This is a genomic window from Pseudomonas sp. GW821-FHT09D08 (genome assembly GCF_059416305.1).
Genome location: NZ_JBWKOX010000018.1, coordinates 108,997 through 125,911 on the forward strand (window position 1 = coordinate 108,997; position 16,915 = coordinate 125,911).

At 62.0% G+C, this 16,915-nt stretch carries 16 protein-coding genes; 11 read left to right on the forward strand and 5 right to left on the reverse strand.

The window, feature by feature from the left end; all coding sequences use genetic code 11:
• The first annotated feature begins 68 nt into the window (after positions 1-68).
• The 11 genes from rsfS (at position 69) to AC07OP_RS24975 (ending at position 10,544) form a co-directional block, all read left to right on the forward strand.
• A complete protein-coding gene (gene rsfS / locus AC07OP_RS24925) occupies positions 69-563 on the forward strand; it encodes a ribosome silencing factor (RefSeq protein ID WP_003176298.1) in 495 nt (164 codons plus the stop codon).
• Between the two features lie 9 nt (positions 564-572).
• Positions 573-1,040, forward strand: coding sequence for a 23S rRNA (pseudouridine(1915)-N(3))-methyltransferase RlmH (rlmH, locus tag AC07OP_RS24930; protein ID WP_003176297.1), 468 nt, complete (start codon positions 573-575; stop codon positions 1,038-1,040).
• Positions 1,041-1,055: 15 nt separating this feature from the next.
• Entirely contained in the window at positions 1,056-2,954 is a 1,899-nt protein-coding gene (mrdA, locus tag AC07OP_RS24935) for a penicillin-binding protein 2 (protein ID WP_027605235.1), read from the forward strand.
• 31 nt (positions 2,955-2,985) lie between these two features.
• Positions 2,986-4,089, forward strand: a complete 1,104-nt coding sequence (gene rodA, locus AC07OP_RS24940) for a rod shape-determining protein RodA (RefSeq protein ID WP_051429342.1) — start codon at positions 2,986-2,988, stop codon at positions 4,087-4,089.
• A gap of 17 nt (positions 4,090-4,106) precedes the next feature.
• Positions 4,107-5,117, forward strand: coding sequence for a lytic murein transglycosylase B (gene mltB / locus AC07OP_RS24945; RefSeq protein ID WP_027605237.1), 1,011 nt, complete (start codon positions 4,107-4,109; stop codon positions 5,115-5,117).
• Positions 5,117-6,115, forward strand: a complete 999-nt coding sequence (locus AC07OP_RS24950; RefSeq protein WP_259194165.1) for a septal ring lytic transglycosylase RlpA family protein — start codon at positions 5,117-5,119, stop codon at positions 6,113-6,115. Before mltB ends, AC07OP_RS24950 begins: the two co-directional genes overlap by 1 nt.
• Before the next feature lie 176 nt (positions 6,116-6,291).
• Positions 6,292-7,449 (forward strand): D-alanyl-D-alanine carboxypeptidase family protein, encoded by a 1,158-nt coding sequence (locus tag AC07OP_RS24955; protein ID WP_027605239.1) that lies wholly within the window; start codon positions 6,292-6,294, stop codon positions 7,447-7,449.
• A gap of 84 nt (positions 7,450-7,533) precedes the next feature.
• Positions 7,534-7,809, forward strand: coding sequence for a DUF493 domain-containing protein (locus tag AC07OP_RS24960; RefSeq protein WP_027605240.1), 276 nt, complete (start codon positions 7,534-7,536; stop codon positions 7,807-7,809).
• Positions 7,809-8,456, forward strand: coding sequence for a lipoyl(octanoyl) transferase LipB (gene lipB / locus AC07OP_RS24965; RefSeq protein ID WP_027605241.1), 648 nt, complete (start codon positions 7,809-7,811; stop codon positions 8,454-8,456). Before AC07OP_RS24960 ends, lipB begins: the two co-directional genes overlap by 1 nt.
• A 26-nt stretch (positions 8,457-8,482) precedes the next feature.
• The gene (lipA, locus tag AC07OP_RS24970) at positions 8,483-9,484 is read left to right on the forward strand and encodes a lipoyl synthase (protein WP_057444888.1); all 1,002 of its coding nucleotides are present in this window, start codon (positions 8,483-8,485) and stop codon (positions 9,482-9,484) included.
• 139 nt (positions 9,485-9,623) lie between these two features.
• Positions 9,624-10,544: a S66 peptidase family protein gene (locus tag AC07OP_RS24975; RefSeq protein WP_495102482.1), complete on the forward strand. Its 921-nt coding sequence runs from the start codon at positions 9,624-9,626 to the stop codon at positions 10,542-10,544.
• 68 nt (positions 10,545-10,612) lie between these two features.
• On the opposite strand, the gene AC07OP_RS24980 is transcribed toward AC07OP_RS24975, so the two are convergent.
• The 5 genes from AC07OP_RS24980 to leuS all read right to left on the reverse strand — a co-directional run bounded on the left by AC07OP_RS24980 (position 10,613) and on the right by leuS (position 16,689).
• Entirely contained in the window at positions 10,613-11,938 is a 1,326-nt protein-coding gene (locus tag AC07OP_RS24980) for a lytic murein transglycosylase (protein ID WP_495102481.1), read from the reverse strand.
• Positions 11,939-11,999: 61 nt separating this feature from the next.
• Positions 12,000-12,164, reverse strand: coding sequence for an alternative ribosome rescue factor ArfA (gene arfA, locus AC07OP_RS24985; RefSeq protein WP_003176285.1), 165 nt, complete (start codon positions 12,162-12,164; stop codon positions 12,000-12,002).
• 147 nt (positions 12,165-12,311) lie between these two features.
• Positions 12,312-13,349, reverse strand: a complete 1,038-nt coding sequence (gene holA / locus AC07OP_RS24990; RefSeq protein WP_495102480.1) for a DNA polymerase III subunit delta — start codon at positions 13,347-13,349, stop codon at positions 12,312-12,314.
• A 39-nt stretch (positions 13,350-13,388) separates the two neighbouring features.
• The gene (locus AC07OP_RS24995; RefSeq protein ID WP_115487514.1) at positions 13,389-13,994 is read right to left on the reverse strand and encodes an LPS-assembly lipoprotein LptE; all 606 of its coding nucleotides are present in this window, start codon (positions 13,992-13,994) and stop codon (positions 13,389-13,391) included.
• 88 nt (positions 13,995-14,082) lie between these two features.
• Positions 14,083-16,689, reverse strand: coding sequence for a leucine--tRNA ligase (gene leuS / locus AC07OP_RS25000; RefSeq protein ID WP_495102479.1), 2,607 nt, complete (start codon positions 16,687-16,689; stop codon positions 14,083-14,085).
• Between the last annotated feature and the right edge of the window lie 226 nt (positions 16,690-16,915).

Below are 16,915 nucleotides of genomic sequence, written 5' to 3' on the forward strand. Positions count from 1 at the left end.
AAGGCGCGCTTGAACGCACGAACACTCGTGCAGCGAGCGCCCGAACATATGAGCAAAACGAGTTTTTTATGACGAACAAAGACGTAAGCAAAGTAAAACGCAAAGGCACGTTCAAAAGCGCCCCGCTGCCGGTTGAAGCCCACGTTGGCCCGGAACTGGCTGGCGAAGAGTTGGTGAAAGTCGCCGTTGCCGCCCTGGAAGACGTGAAGGCCCAGGACATCCAGGTCCTGGACGTTCGCGACAAGCAGAGCATCACCGACTTCATGATCATCGCCACCGGTACCTCCAACCGCCAGATCGGCGCGATGCTGGACAAGGTTCGCGAAGCCGTCAAAGCCCAAGGCGTGAAGCCACTGGGTGAAGAAGGCAAGGGCGACAGCGACTGGGTGCTGCTGGACATGGACGACGTGATCGTTCACATGATGACCAGCAATGCCCGCCAGTTCTACGACCTGGAGCGTCTGTGGAAAGGCGCCGAGCAGAGCCGTGCCGCCGATGGCAAGCACCACAGCCCGGAAGTGGGCCACGCGCACTTCGACAAGCTCAACAAAGACCAGGAATAAGGAACGGCTGTGCGCCTGCGTCTGATTGCTGTCGGTTCACGCATGCCCAAGTGGGTGGAAGAAGGCTGGCACGAGTATGCCAAGCGTCTGCCCGCCGAGCTGTCGCTGGAACTGGTGGAGATACCGCTCAACACCCGGGGCAAGAATGCCGACGTGGCGCGCTTTATCCGTCAGGAAGGCGAAGCCATGCTGGCCAAGGTCGGCCCCAACGAGCGCATCGTCACCCTTGAAGTGCACGGCAAACCCTGGAGCACCGAGCAATTGGCGGTGGAACTGGATCGCTGGCGCCTGGACTCGCGCACCGTCAATTTCATGGTCGGCGGCCCCGAAGGGCTGGCGCCGGAAGTCTGCGCGCGGGCGGACCAGCGCTGGTCGCTGTCGGCGCTGACGCTGCCGCACCCGTTGGTAAGGATCCTGATCGGTGAACAGCTGTATCGCGCCTGGACAGTTCTGTCCGGGCACCCTTACCACAAATAATCTGCGCCCCTCCCGATGACCCAGCCGATCCGCATCAAGGACCACGAGAAAGACGCACGTCTGGTACGCGCGCGGGTGGTGTTTGGCGCGATCATGGTGGTGGCGCTGATCGGGGTGCTGATTGCGCGCCTGTATTTCCTGCAGGTGATCCAGTACGACTACCACTCCACGCTGTCGGAAAACAACCGCGTGCATGTGCAGCCGATTCCGCCGACCCGTGGGCTGATCTTCGACCGTAATGGCGTGGTGGTGGCGGATAACCGGCCCAGCTTCAGCCTGAGCATGACCCGTGAGCGTTCCGGCGATTGGCAGCAGGTCCTCGATGTCATCGTCGAGGTGCTGCAGTTGACCCCGGAAGACCGGGTGATCTTCGAGAAACGCATGAAGCAGGGGCGTCGGCCTTTCGAACCGGTGCCGATCCTGTTCGAGCTGACCGAAGAGCAGATTGCGCGGATCGCGGTGAACCAGTTCCGCCTGCCGGGTGTGGAAGTGGTGGCGCAACTGGTGCGCCACTATCCCCAAGGGCCGCACTTTGCCCACTCCGTCGGCTATATGGGGCGGATCAACGAGAAAGAGCTGAAAAGCCTCGATCCTGTCAATTACAGCGGCACCCACCATATCGGCAAGACCGGCATCGAGCGTTTCTACGAGCCCGAACTGCACGGCCAGGTGGGTTACGAAGAAGTCGAGACCAACGCTCGCGGCCGTGTGCTGCGGGTGCTCAAGCGTACCGACCCGGTGCCGGGCAAAGACATTGTGCTGAGCCTGGACATCAAGCTGCAGGAAGCGGCCGAGATGGCCCTGGGCGGCCGGCGTGGTGCAGTGGTGGCGTTGGACCCGAAGACCGGCGAAGTCTTGGCCATGGTCAGCCAGCCGAGCTTCGACCCCAACCTGTTCGTGACCGGGATCAGCTTCAAGGCCTACGCCGAGTTGCGCGACTCCATCGACCGGCCGCTGTTCAACCGCGTGTTGCGCGGCCTGTACCCGCCGGGTTCGACCATCAAGCCGGCGGTGGCGATTGCCGGTTTGGACGCGGGCGTGGTCACGGCTTCCAGCCGGGTATTCGACCCGGGCTACTACATGCTGCCCAACTACGACCACAAGTACCGCAACTGGAACCGTACCGGTGACGGCTATGTCGACCTGGATACCGCGATCATGCGTTCCAACGACACCTATTTTTACGACCTGGCCCACAAGCTGGGGATCGACCGCTTGTCCGCCTACATGGGCAAGTTCGGCCTCGGTCAGAAAGTCTCCCTGGATATGTTCGAAGAATCCCCTGGCCTGATGCCATCGCGGGAGTGGAAGCGTGCGACCCGCCGCCAGGCATGGTTCCCGGGCGAAACCCTGATCCTCGGCATCGGCCAGGGCTATATGCAGGCCACGCCTTTGCAACTGGCCCAGGCCACGGCGCTGGTGGCCAACAAAGGCATCTGGAACCGTCCGCACCTGGCCCGGACCATCGAAGGCGAAAAGCCTGTGGATGAAAACCCGATCCCCGACATCGTACTGCGCGACCCGTCCGACTGGACCAAGGTCAACCACGGCATGCAGCAGGTGATGCACGGCGCACGCGGTACCGCGCGCAAGGCGGCGATCGGTGCGCAATACCGTATCGCCGGCAAGAGTGGTACCGCCCAGGTGGTGGCGATCAAGCAGGGCGAGAAGTACGACCGTTCCAAGGTCCAGGAACGCCACCGCGACCACGCCTTGTTTGTGGGTTTTGCCCCGGCCGACGACCCGAAAATCGTGGTGGCGGTGATGGTCGAGAACGGCGAGTCCGGCTCCGGTGTGGCGGCGCCTGTGGTGCGCCAGGTGATGGACGCCTGGTTGCTGGCCGACGACGGCAGGCTCAAGCCCGAATATGGCGGCCCCCCTTCAACCCCAGAGGTTACGGCCAGTGAAGAGTAATTTTGACCGCATCCTCTCCAGCGAGGATGTGATGCGTCGCCGCGCGACTTTGTTGCAGCGCATGCACATTGATGGCCCGTTGCTGATCCTGCTGCTGACCCTGGCGGCCGGCAGCCTGTTCGTGCTGTATTCGGCCAGCGGCAAGAACTGGGACTTGCTGATCAAGCAGGCTTCGTCGTTTGGCCTGGGCCTGCTGTCCATGGTGGTGATCGCCCAGCTGGAGCCGCGTTTCATGGCGCGCTGGGTGCCGCTTGGCTATGTGGCCGGGGTGTTGCTGCTGGTGGTGGTGGACGTCATGGGCCACAACGCCATGGGCGCGACCCGCTGGATCAACATTCCGGGGGTGATTCGCTTCCAGCCGTCGGAATTCATGAAAATCCTGATGCCGGCGACGATCGCCTGGTACCTGTCCAAGCGCACCTTGCCGCCGCAGCTCAAGCATGTGGGGATCAGCCTGATTCTGATCGGCATCCCCTTTGTGCTGATCGTGCGCCAGCCGGACCTCGGTACTTCGCTGCTGATCCTGGCCGGCGGTGCGTTCGTGCTGTTCATGGGCGGGCTGCGCTGGCGCTGGATCCTCAGCGTGCTGGCGGCGGCAGTGCCGGTGGCCGTGGCCATGTGGTTCTTCTTTATGCACGACTACCAGAAACAGCGGATCCTGACGTTCCTGGATCCCGAAAGCGACCCGCTCGGCACCGGTTGGAACATTATCCAGTCGAAGGCGGCCATCGGTTCCGGCGGTGTATTTGGCAAGGGCTGGCTGCTCGGCACCCAGTCGCATTTGGACTTTCTGCCCGAAAGCCACACCGACTTCATCATTGCGGTGATGGGCGAAGAGTTCGGCCTGGTGGGCATTTGCGCGTTGTTGCTGATCTATTTGCTATTGATTGGTCGTGGCCTGGTGATTACCGCACAGGCGCAGACGCTGTTCGGCAAATTGCTCGCCGGCAGCCTGACCATGACTTTTTTTGTTTACGTTTTCGTCAACATCGGTATGGTCAGTGGCCTGCTGCCGGTGGTTGGGGTGCCGTTGCCGTTCATTAGCTACGGCGGAACTTCGCTGGTGACATTGCTGTCAGCGTTTGGGGTTTTGATGTCGATTCATACGCATCGCAAGTGGATCGCACAGGTTTGAATAAGGTGAAGATGTCAATGCAAGTAATGCGCGGCTGGGCGACTCGGCATGCGTCCTGGATGGGCCTGATCGGGCTGCTGGGGGCAACGCACGAGGCGCAGGCCGGTGACTACGATGGCTCACCCCAGGTCGCCGAATTCGTCGGTGAAATGACCCGCGACTACGGCTTCGCCGGTGAACAGCTGATGGGCGTGTTCCGCGAAGCCCAGCGCAAGCAGGCGATCCTCGACGCGATTTCTCGCCCCGCCGAGCGCGTGAAACAGTGGAAGGAATACCGTCCGATGTTCCTCACCGACGCCCGGGTGGCCCGGGGGGTGGACTTCTGGCGCCAGCACGAGGCCGTGTTGGCCCGCGCCGAGCAGGAATACGGCGTGCCGGCCCAGGTCATCGTTGCGATCATTGGTATTGAAACCTTCTACGGGCGCAATACCGGCAGTTACCGGGTGATCGACGCTTTGTCGACCCTGGGCTTCGATTACCCGCCGCGCGCCGACTTTTTCCGCAAGGAACTGCGTGAGTTCCTGCTGTTGGCCCGTGAAGAGCAGGTCGACCCGCTGACCCTCAAGGGTTCCTACGCCGGTGCGATGGGCTTGCCGCAGTTCATGCCGAGCAGCTTTCGCGCCTACGCGGTGGATTTCGACGGTGACGGGCACATCAATATATGGAGCAATCCGGACGATGCGATCGGCAGTGTGGCCAGCTACTTCAAGCGCCATGGCTGGGTCGGTGGCGAGCCGGTGGTGATCCGCGCCGACGTCAGCGGGGAGCGTGCCGATGAAGGCCTGACCCAGGGTATCGAGCCGGCCAAGACCGTCGGGGAGTTGCGGGCGCTGGGCTGGTCGAGTCAGAATGCGCCACGCGACGATATGCCGGTGACGGCATTCCGACTCGAAGGTGAAAACGGCCCTGAATACTGGATGGGCCTGAAGAATTTCTACGCAATCACGCGTTATAACCGCAGTGTGATGTACGCCATGGCCGTGCATCAGCTGTCAGACATGCTGGTCCAAGCACGGGGCAACAAGTAATGCGGGCATCGCCGTTCAATCAACCGCTCAAGCTGGTGGCGTTCGCCGCGTTGTCCCTGCTCGTCGTCAGTTGTTCCACCAGCCGTGGCCCGGTACAGAAGTCCGGCGGCACCGCGGTGCGTTCCCAGCCAGGGCTGGACATCAACCGCGCGCACAAAGATGGCGCACCGTGGTGGGATGTCGACGTGTCGAAGATCCCGGACGCCACGCCGACCCTGCACACCGGCCCGTACAAGGCCAACCCCTATACGGTGCTGGGCAAGTCCTACTTCCCGCTGCAGGACTCCAAGACCTACGTGCAATCCGGCACGGCGTCCTGGTATGGCACCAAGTTCCACGGCCAGAACACCGCCAACGGCGAAGTCTATGACCTGTACGGCATGAGCGCGGCCCACAAGACCTTGCCGCTGCCCAGCTATGTTCGCGTGACCAACCTGGACAACAACCGCACGGTGATCCTGCGGGTCAACGACCGTGGGCCGTTCTATTCGGATCGCATTATCGACTTGTCCTACGCCGCCGCAAAAAAACTCGGCTATGCCGAAACCGGTACCGCGCGGGTCAAGGTAGAAGGCATCGATCCGGCGCAGTACTGGGCCCAGCGTGGCAAGCCCGCGCCGTTGATGCTCAACGAGCCGCAGAGTGCGCAGCCGCAAGTGACGGCATCCACCGGCAAGATCGAACAATGGACACCGCCACCGCAGCAGCACGCACCGGATACGGTGGTCGTGCCCCATGCAGCACCGGGCGCCTCGGTTGCGGGCGGGCAATACCTGCAAGTGGGGGCTTTCGCCAACCCGGATGCGGCAGAACTGTTAAGGTCCAAGCTCAGCAGCATGGTCAGCGCGCCGGTATTCATCAGCTCCATCGTGCGTAACCAGCAAACCCTGCACCGTGTGCGCATGGGCCCGATCGGTTCGCCGAGCGAGGTTGCGCAAGTGCAGAACAGCGTGCGCCTGGCCAACCTGGGGCAACCCAGCGTGGTCACTGCCGAATAATAAATTGATGGTTGAGGCTCGCATGCGGGCCTGGACCCTGGTTGTTGGCTCGTTGAACAATAAAACCCAGGGGCAAGGGGTGAGCGGGCAACCGAACACGTGACAGTCTGGTAGCGGGCTGTCTGAATAAGTTTTGCCCGCGAGGGCAAGTTTCCATAAGCAATTTCGAGAGACGGATGAACATCACCACCTTAGCCAAACGCACGTGCCTGCTTCTTTCGCTGATCATCACCCCGGCCGCCTGGGCGGTTGAAATGGTACCGGCTTCACCGCAACTGGCCGCCAAGTCCTGGGTCCTCATGGATGCCGCCAGTGGCAACGTGCTGGTCGAGAGTAACGGTGACCAGCGCCTGCCACCGGCCAGCCTGACCAAGCTGATGACCGCCTACATCGCGACCCTGGAAATCCGTCGCGGCCAGATCGGCGAAAACGACCCGGTGACCGTCAGCGAAAACGCCTGGCGTACCGGCGGTTCGCGGATGTTCATCAAGGTCGGCTCGCAAGTCACTGTGAGCGACCTGCTGCACGGCATCATCATCCAGTCCGGTAACGACGCCAGCGTCGCCCTGGCCGAGCACATCGCCGGCAGCGAAGACGCGTTCGCCGACATGATGAACAAAACCGTGGCCGACCTGGGCATGACCAACAGCCACTTCATGAATCCGACCGGCCTGCCAAACCCTGAGCACTACTCGTCGGCTCACGACATGGCGATCCTGGCGCGCGCGATCATTCGTGTCGACCCGGTGCACTACGCGATCTACTCCCAGAAGGAATTCTTCTGGAACAACATCAAGCAGCCTAACCGCAACCTGTTGCTGTGGCGCGACAAGACTGTCGATGGCCTGAAAACCGGCCACACCGACGAAGCCGGCTACTGCATGGTGTCGTCCGCGGTACGTGATGGCCAGCGCCTGATCGCCGTGGTCTTCGGTACCAACAGCGAGCAGGCCCGTGCGGCCGAGACGCAAAAACTGCTGACCTACGGTTTCCGCTTCTTCGAAACCCAGACCTTCTACCAGAAGGGTGCTGAATTGGCGACCGCGCCGGTGTGGAAAGGCGCGACCTCGCAAGTCAAGGCCGGCCTGGCTGAAGACCTGACCCTGACCATGCCTAAAGGCCAGCTGAAAAAGCTCGCCGCCAGCATGACCATGAACCCGCAATTGGTTGCGCCAATCGCCAAGGGCGACGTGATCGGTAAAGTCGAAGTCAAGCTGGACGACAAGGTGGTGCACAGCGCCGACCTGATCGCGCTGGACGCCGTCGACGAAGGTGGTATCTTCCGCCGCGTGTGGGATAGCATCCGTCTATTCTTCTACGGCTTGTTCAACTGATTGTGTGCACCTGCAAAGCCCCGCGTTGATCCGACGCGGGGCTTTGCCGTCGCCACGGCTTACCGCTTACGAGGCCGTTCTGCCATGACCGATAAAGAAGTAAAGGCGCCAAAGATCGAATTCCCGGTGACGGATTATCCCGTCAAGGTGATCAGCGATACCGGTGTAGGCAACAAAGACAGAATCCTGGATATCGTGCGTAAACACGCGACGATCAATGACAACCGGGTGGACGAGCGTTCGAGCACCAACGGTAAGTACACCACGATCCAGTTGCACATCGTTGCGACCGGTCAAGACCAGCTCTACGACATCAATAGCGAACTGCGGGCCACCGGCTTCGTGCACATGGTGCTGTGATGTCACAGGTCCTGGGCTTTCGCGAGCTCGGCCGGATGGACTACGAGCCCGTCTGGCACGCCATGCAGCGGTTCACGAATGAACGCGGTACTTCGGCGCCCGACGAAATCTGGTTGGTGGAACATCCACCGGTGTTCACCCAGGGCCAGGCCGGCAAGGCCGAACATCTGCTGCTGCCGGGGGATATTCCGGTGGTGCAGGTCGACCGAGGTGGCCAAGTGACTTACCATGGGCCCGGTCAACTGGTGGCGTACCTGCTGCTGGACGTGCGCAAGCTGGGTTTTGGCGTGCGCGACCTGGTGAGCCGCATGGAGGCTTGCCTGATCGAGCTGTTGGCCAGTTATGGCGTGAGCGCCGCGGCCAAGCCCGATGCACCCGGTGTGTATGTGGACGGCGCGAAAATCGCCTCCCTCGGTTTGCGCATTCGCCACGGTTGTTCCTTTCATGGCCTGGCCCTGAACGTGGACATGGACCTGGCACCGTTCCGGCGCATCAACCCGTGCGGTTATGCCGGGCTGGCGATGACCCAACTGAGCGACCACGCCACACCGATTAAATTTGCCGAGGTAAGTGCCCGGCTGCGTGCGCAGCTCGTCAAACACCTCGACTATGCTGAGCAGACGACCCTCACGGGCGGAATCGACTGATTATGACTACTGATGCAGTGCAAACCATGATCCCGACGCTGGACATCACCGAGCGTCCGGCCCCGGCCCCGCGTGCCAAGGTGGAAGCCGGCGTCAAGCTGCGCGGCGCCGAGAAGGTTGCACGCATCCCGGTCAAGATCATCCCGACCACCGAGTTGCCGAAGAAGCCCGACTGGATCCGCGTGCGCATCCCGGTTTCGCCGGAAGTCGACCGTATCAAGGCCCTGCTGCGCAAGCACAAGCTGCACAGCGTGTGCGAAGAAGCCTCCTGCCCGAACCTGGGCGAATGCTTCTCCGGCGGCACCGCCACCTTCATGATCATGGGTGACATCTGCACCCGTCGTTGCCCGTTCTGCGACGTCGGTCATGGCCGGCCGAAGCCACTGGACGTCAACGAACCGGAAAGCCTGGCCATCGCCATCGCCGACCTGAAACTCAAATACGTTGTGATCACCTCGGTTGACCGTGACGACCTGCGCGACGGCGGTGCCCAGCACTTTGCCGACTGCATCCGCGAAATCCGCAAGCTGTCGCCGAACGTGATGCTCGAGACCCTGGTGCCTGATTACCGTGGCCGCATGGACGTCGCGCTGGAAATCACCGCTGCCGAGCCGCCGGATGTGTTCAACCACAACCTGGAAACCGTGCCTCGCCTGTACAAGGCTGCGCGTCCAGGTTCGGACTACCAGTGGTCGCTGACCCTGCTGCAGAAATTCAAGCAGATGATGCCGCACATCCCGACCAAGTCCGGCTTGATGCTCGGCCTGGGCGAGACCGACGAAGAAGTGATCGAAGTCATGAAGCGCATGCGCGAACACGACATCGACATGCTGACCCTGGGCCAGTACCTGCAACCGTCGCGCAGCCACTTACCGGTGCAGCGTTTCGTGCACCCGGACACCTTCGCCTGGTTCGCTGAGGAAGGCTACAAGATGGGCTTCAAGAACGTCGCCTCGGGCCCGCTGGTACGTTCTTCGTACCACGCCGATGAGCAGGCCAAGCTGGTCAAGGCTAGCCTGGTTTCCTGATCGGGGTTCAGACCCAGTGTGGGAGGGGGCTTGCCCCCGATTGCGGTATGTCAGTCGCTACATGTGCTGGCTGATCCACCGCTATCGGGGGTTAGCCCCCTCCCACATTTCGCTCCGCGTTAGTTAGGGAGAGTTGTGTATGACCGCTGCCGTTCCAGCCCTTCGTTCTGAAGGCACCATCGCCCTGATCGCCCCCGCCGGCCCCGCCGTGCTGGACGTTGAAAAGGCCGGCCAATGGATGCGCACGCGCGGCTACGATCTGCGAATTTTCCCCGGTGTCTATGAGCGCGACGGCTACCTCGCCGGCAGCGATGCCGTGCGCCTGCGTGACCTGCACGCGGCTTTTGCCGATCCGCATATCGACGCTATCTTGTGTCTGCGCGGTGGTTACGGCACGCCACGGCTGCTCGACGCGCTGGATTTCGACCTGCTGCGTGCCAATCCCAAGCCGTTCGTCGGCTATAGCGATATCACCGCCCTGCACCTGGCAATCAACCGTTACGCCGGTTTCGTGACCTTTCACGGCCCGATGCTCAACGCCGACCTGCTCGGCGGCAAGCAACCTCCTACCGAGTCGTCATTGTTCAGCCTTCTGCGCGGCCAGTTGGGCGCCGGCAGCGTGCTTGCGCACCCGGTGGCGTACCCGCTGACCACGATCGAGCCTGGCATTGCCTGTGGGCGCTTGCTGGGGGGGAATCTGTCGATGATTGCGGCGGTCATGGGCACGCCATACGAAATCGACGCAGAAGGCATCATCCTGTTTATCGAAGACGTCAACGAGCCGATCTACCGCATCGACCGTCTGCTGACCCACCTGCGCTTGGCGGGCAAGTTGGCCCAGGTCGCCGGTGTACTGGTCGGGGATGTGGCGGGTGTGGATAACGTGGCGCTGGAGCGCTTGCTGACGCAGACGTTCGAGCCATTGCGCATACCGGTGCTGGCCGGCTGGCGCAGCGGGCATTGCGATCCGAACCTGACGCTGCCCATGGGCGCCTTGGTACGACTGGATGCGGGGGAGCAGCGGGTGGTGTTGGAGCAGGATGTGGTCTTCAGGTCCTGAATCTGCTGGCGTTTGCTAAACCGCAATCGGGGGCTTGCCCCCGATTGCGGCAGTCGCCATACGCGGATCTATCGGTTTTGCAGCGACTCCAGCAACTTCACCGTCGGATACCCATCCGCCGGCCAGCCCAGCGCCTGCTGTGCGGCCCGAATCGCCTTGCGCGTATTGGCGCCGATAATCCCATCCGGGTTGCCCGCGTCATAACCATTGGCGCTCAACGCCGTCTGCAGATCAATGCGCTGGGAGCGACTCAGCGGCAGCTCATCCTTGGGCCAGTCACCACGGATCACACCGCCGCCGCCAAAGCGCTCCGACAACAGGCCCACCGCCAGTGCGTAGGACGACGAGTTGTTGTACTTGAGGATCGCACGGAAGTTATCCAGCACCAGGAACGCCGGGCCACGGTAGCCTGCCGGCAGCAGCAGGGCAGCGGACAGTTGGTCGACGTTCGGCGGCATGCTCGCGCCCGGTGGCAGCTGAATGCCCAGTTTCATCCAATCGGCAATGTTCTTGCGCACGCCGCCGTCAGCCAGGGCGTAGTCGAAGTTCGCCGGCAATTGCTTGACTTCAAAGCCCCACGGCTGGCCCTTCTGCCAGCCGGAGCTTTGCAGGTAGTGCGCGGTCGATGCGAGGGCGTCGGCCGGGCTGTTCCAGATGTCGCGACGACCGTCGCCATCGAAGTCCACCGCGTGGGTGTTATAAGTGGTCGGAATGAACTGGGTCTGGCCCATGGCCCCGGCCCAGGAGCCCTTCATCTGGTCGGCGGCGATGTCGCCGTGCTGGATGATCTGCAACGCCGCCAGCAATTGCGCCTGGGCAAAGGCCGGGCGACGGCCTTCATAGGCCAGGGTCGCCAGGGAGCGGATCACCGAATTATTGCCCTGGAACTGGCCGAAGTTACTTTCCATGCCCCATACCGAGACCAGCGCCTGGCGGTCGACGCCATAACGCTGCTCGATGCTTTGCAGGATGTCAGCGTACTTGACCAGCAGTGCCTGGCCATTGCGTACGCGCACGGGCGACAGGGCACCGTCGAGGTATTCCCACACAGGGCGGGAAAACTCCGGCTGGCTGCGGTCGGCGCGGATCACCGCCATATCGGGGGTGACATTGGCGAATGCGGTGTCGAAAACGTCGGCCGTGATGCCGGCTTGCAGGGCTTGCGCGCGAAAACCGGCCTGCCATTCAGCAAAGGTCTGGGTTGGTTGGATGTCGAGATTGTCCACGGCCAGCGGGGCTACGACGGCAGGGGCCACCACGGGGGCGGTCTGGAGCTTCGGCAAGGGTTGGGCATCGGCGGCGGTGGGTTTTTCCGCGCAGGCGACAAGCAGAATGAGGCTGGAGGCAGCGATCAATTGGCGAAGGTGCCAACGACGGGAAAGACAAGAGGGCATGCACAGGTCCAGGAATTACAAATCAGGCACAGACCTTATCATGCCAGAGGGGCGCTTGCCTTCAGGCGGCCAGAAAGTAAGAAGCCTCCCAGCTATTAGACTGGAAGGCTTCGCGGCGGTAGCTGCCTTTGCCCTTGCCGGCGCGTTCCTGACGGCTGCGGAACAGTGGCTGGGCGATGATGGATTTGGCCTTGTTGGGGCCATGCTTGGATGGCTTTTTGCTCATGGTCGATGCTCTTGATAGGGGAGGTGCGGCGCAAATAATCTGCCGAAGTCAGGTCGCTGTAAAGCCCATGAATTGTAAACGCACTCAAAAATGTGGGAGGGGGCTTGCTCCCTCCCACATGGGTTCTGTGGTGTTTGGAAATCAGGCTTATTCCGCTGGTAATGTCAGGCGCTGACCGGCCATCAACAGCGATAAACGGCTCAGGCTCATCCACGGCGAACCCGCCGCCTGGCCCTTGATCTGTGCATCAATGCGCTGCGCTTCCAGCAACAGCTGCGCCCAGCGTTGCGCCGAGTGCCGTTGCAGGGCTTTGCTCATCAGGGGTTTGCGCTTGTCCCACACCGGTGGTCGCGCCTGGCTGAAGCACTTGTCCAGCGGCGTGCCCTGGCTGTATTGCAGGGCAATATTGGCCAATACCCGTAGCTCCCGGGCCAGGGCCCAGAGAATCACCGGTGGCTCCACACCTTCGCCACGCAGGCCTTCGAGCATGCGCAGGGCATGGGCGGGCTCGCCGTTGAGGATCGCATCCACCAGCCCGAACACGTCAAAACGTGCACTGTCTGCCACGGCGCCCTGGACGGTCTCGACGGTAATCTGCCCGTCTTCGGCCATCAGCTTGAGCTTTTCGATCTCCTGGGCAGCGGCAAGCAAGTTGCCTTCGACCCGCGCGGCGATCAGCTCCACTGCATCCTGTGTTGCGGACAGTCCCGCCTGTGACAGGCGTTGGCGAATCCATTGCGGCAGCTGATTGCTGTCCACTGGCCAGATCTGGATGAACTGGGTCTGCGCCCCTTCCACCAGGGCCTTGCCCCACTTGGTCTTCTGCGCGCTGCCGTCGAGCTTGGGCAGGCTGATCAGCAACACCGTGTCTTCGGCGGGCCGCGAGCAGTATTCCATCAGTGCAGCCGCGCCCTTATCACCGGGCTTGCCCGACGGCAGGCGCAGCTCCAGCAGGCGTTTTTCGGCGAACAGCGACATGCTTGCACCGGCTTGCAGCAGCGTGCCCCAGTCGAAACTGGCGTCGGCGCTGAATACCTGGCGTTCATCGAAGCCTTGCTGGCGTGCGGCGCTACGGATGGTGTCGGCGGCTTCCTGGCACAGCAGCGGGTCATCACCGCTGACGATGTAGACAGGCGCGAGGCCACCTTGCAGGTGTTTGGCGAGTTGGGCGGGGGCGAGTTTCATAGGCAGGGCGAACGGGGCGCCAGGGGCGCCCCGTCTGGCTTACTCGACAGGGACTTCAACAGGCGATTGTTTCGGCGTGTTGTCTTCGTACTCTTTCGCTGCTTTCAGCGCGTCGGCATCGGCCTTGGCCTTATCGTCAGCGCGTTGCTGCAAGGTTTCGAGCTGTTGTGGGGTGAGCAGCGACAGGCGCAGGACCATGCGTTGCACCAGCTCGCGACGCATTTCCTTGCGTACCTGGATGATTTCGGAATCCGAGCCCACCAGGTTGTTGCCGTCATGGCTGACGACTTTCTGTATCTGGATCTTGTCACCCATCAACGGCAGATGGTCGCGGCCCTGGATCTCGAAGTTCAGTTCGGTGCTCAGTTCGATATCGGATGCACGCCCGGCGCTGGCGTAGCTCAGGTTGCGCTGGGTTTCTTTCTCGTTGGCCAGGAACAGCTTGTAGGTCGCGCCGGTGTAGACGTGCACGCCGCTGTTTTCCAGGACCTGGCGCAGTTGGGTCACTGTCTCGCTGTAGGCGTCGCGAGCGCTGACGTCCAGTTCCTTGATCGTCAGGTCATTGGTGCCGGTGCCGCGCAGCTGGAAGCCGCAAGCGCTCAGCAGTACGGCAAGGCCCATAACCAGCAGATTGCGTTTGATCATTTTGTTGCTCCCCTTGAAACCATGTGGGCCTTATCGAGGCCCTGAAGGCTTTGTTCGGCGCAGGGCTCGAGCCCCACGCCCGATCCGATTAGCTAGCGACGATATTGACCAGTTTGCCAGGCACCACGATCACTTTGCGGATCGTCAGGCCTTCGGTAAAGCGCAGCACGTTCTCGTTGACCCGTGCGGCCGCTTCGACTTCTTCACGGCTGGCACTGGCGGGCATGTCGATCTGGCCGCGCAGTTTGCCGTTGACCTGGATCACCAGTTGCAGCGTGTCCTGTACCAGGGCGCTGTCATCCTGTACCGGCCAGCGCGCATCGATGACCGCGTCGCTATGGCCCAGGCGGCTCCACAGTTCGTGGCTGATGTGCGGCGTGATCGGCGCCAGCAGCAGGGTGACCGTTTCCAGGCCTTCCTGTACCAGTGCGCGATCCTGTGCGGTGGCTTGCGGGGCTTTTTCCAGCACGTTCATCAGCGTCATCACCTGGGCGATGGCGGTGTTGAACTTGTGGTTCTGGCCCACGTCCTGGCTGGCCTGCTTGATGGCCAGGTGGGTGCTGCGGCGAATGAGTTTCTGCTCGTCGCTCAACGACGCCACGTCCAGCTTGGCCGGCAGGCCCTGGCTGACATGGGCGTGCGCCAGGCGCCAGACGCGCTTGAGGAAACGGTGCGAACCTTCGACGCCGGAATCGGACCATTCGGCGCTCATGTCAGGCGGCGAGGCGAACATCATGAACAGGCGGCAGGTGTCGGCGCCGAACTGGTCGATCATCGACTGAGGGTCGACGCCGTTGTTCTTCGACTTGGCCATCTTCTCGGTGCCGCCGATTTCCACCGGCAGGCCGTCGGCGATCAGTCTGGCGCTGATGACCTTGGCCTTGCTGTCGCGCTCAAGCTCGACGTCCGCCGGGTTGAACCAGGTGTAGGCGCCATTGGCTTCGCGACGATAGTAGGTCTCGGCGATCACCATGCCCTGGGTCAGCAGGTTCTTGAACGGTTCGTTGGAACTCACCAGGCCTTCGTCGCGCATCAGCTTGTGGAAGAAGCGCGCGTATAGCAGGTGAAGGATGGCGTGTTCGATACCGCCGATGTACTGATCCACCGGCAACCAGTGGTCGGCTGCGGATTTTTCCACCAGGCCGCCTTCATAGTGCGGCGAGGCGTAGCGGGCGTAGTACCACGAGGACTCGACGAAGGTGTCCATGGTGTCGGTTTCACGCTTGGCCGGCGCGCCGCATTTCGGGCAGCTGCATTCGTAGAACTCGGGCATGCGCGCCAATGGCGAACCGGCGCCGTCCGGCACCACGTCTTCCGGCAGGACGACCGGCAACTGGTCTTCCGGCACCGGTACGTCACCGCAGGTCTGGCAGTGGATGATCGGGATCGGGCAGCCCCAGTAGCGCTGGCGGCTGATGCCCCAGTCGCGCAGGCGGAACTGGGTGCGCGAGGCACCCAGGTTCTTCTTGATCAGTGCCACTTCGATGGCGTCGAAGGCGCCGGCGAAGTCCAGGCCGTCGAACTCACCGGAGTTGATCAGCGTGCCGTGCTCGTTGTAAGCGTCCTGCCATGGGGCCGGGTTGGTGTCGCCCGAACTGGTCCGGACCACGGATTTGATCGGCAGGTTGTATTTGACCGCAAATTCAAAGTCGCGCTCGTCGTGGGCCGGCACAGCCATTACTGCGCCATCGCCGTAGTGCATCAGCACGTAGTTGGCGACCCATACCGGCAACTTCTCGCCGGTCAGCGGGTGCTCGACGAACAGGCCGGTCGGCAGGCCTTTTTTCTCCTGGGTGGCGACGTCGGCTTCGGCCACGCTGCCGCCTTTGCATTCGGCGATGAACGCCTGCAGCTCAGGATTGTTCTGTGCGGCCTGGGTAGCCAGCGGATGCTCGGCGGCCACGGCGACGTAGGTCGCGCCCATCAAGGTGTCCGGACGGGTGGTGAAGACTTTGAGTGCGCCTGCTTCGCCGATGGAGTCGACGTTGTAGGGGAACTGCACTTCCATGCCCTTGGACTTGCCGATCCAGTTGCGCTGCATGGTCTTGACCTGTTCAGGCCAGCCCGGCAAATCGTCGAGGCTCGACAACAGTTCATCCGCGTAGGCGGTGATCTTGAAGTAGTACATCGGGATTTCGCGCTTTTCGATCAGCGCGCCGGACCGCCAGCCGCGACCGTCGATCACCTGTTCGTTGGCGAGGACGGTCTGGTCGACAGGGTCCCAGTTCACGGTGCCGCTTTTTTTGTAGATCACCCCTTTTTCGAACAGGCGGGTGAACAGCCACTGTTCCCAACGGTAGTAATCCGGCTTGCAGGTGGTGACTTCGCGGGACCAGTCCACCGCCAGGCCCAGGCTGCGCAGCTGGGTCTTCATGTAGGCGATGTTTTCGTAGGTCCACTTGGCGGGGGCCACGTTGTTTTTCATCGCGGCGTTTTCCGCCGGCATGCCGAAGGCGTCCCAACCCATGGGTTGCAGGACGTTCTTGCCTTGCATGCGCTGGTAGCGGGAGATGACGTCGCCGATGGTGTAGTTGCGCACATGCCCCATGTGTAGCTTGCCGCTGGGGTAAGGGAACATCGACAGGCAGTAGAACGTCTCCTTGCCTGGCTGTTCACTGACTTCAAAGGACTTTTGCTCGTCCCAGAAGGTTTGGGCGGCATTTTCTATTTCACGGGGCTGATATTGTTCGTGCATGGCTACTTTTGAACTGAATAGGGGTGGCCTAATCCTCTTCGGTGCAACGTTCAGGTTGTTCGACACCAAAAAGCGGCGCGTCCGTGCCCAAACCCTGCGGGAAGTGGAGTTACAGGAAGCGCCGTAGCATACATGACCCCACTCTATCGAGGGAAACCCTGATTGCGCGGCAAGGGCCGTCTGTCGCGGCGCCGGGCAGGCGCACCCACGGGGACTACGCTGTTTA